This is a genomic window from Paracoccus sp. M683 (assembly GCF_007096355.1).
Taxonomy (GTDB): Bacteria; Pseudomonadota; Alphaproteobacteria; order Rhodobacterales; family Rhodobacteraceae; genus Paracoccus.
On record NZ_VKDF01000066.1, the window covers coordinates 1 to 348 of the forward strand.

Annotated in this window: 1 protein-coding gene; it reads right to left on the minus strand. The window is 61.8% G+C overall.

The annotated features are described in order from the left end of the window. The coding region (locus FNJ84_RS21810; RefSeq protein ID WP_221932032.1) for a contractile injection system protein, VgrG/Pvc8 family at positions 1-348 on the minus strand (348 nt) is incomplete at both ends.

Below are 348 nucleotides of genomic sequence, written 5' to 3' on the forward strand. Positions count from 1 at the left end.
TCCTCAGCCCCGCCACCAGCTTGCCCGGATCCAGCGCCAGATAATCGCCCGGATAGTCAAAGCTTTCGATCTGCCCCTGGGCATGGGCGGCATCGCCGATCCGCTCGGTCTCCATCGCCGCGGTCGGGGTCTTGAAGTTGTAATCCGTCAGCCGGATCGCCCCGGTGGTCAGGTTGCGTTCCGGCGCCCAGTCCCAGAAATGTTCCTGTTCATAGTGATGATGCCCGTCATAGCGCTTGAACGGCCGGTCCCCGATCGTCTCATGGCTGAGCGGGTCATCGGTCAGAACAAGGCTGTGGCTGCCCATCGCATGGGTGAAGTGGAAACTGATGCCATGGCGCTCCATCT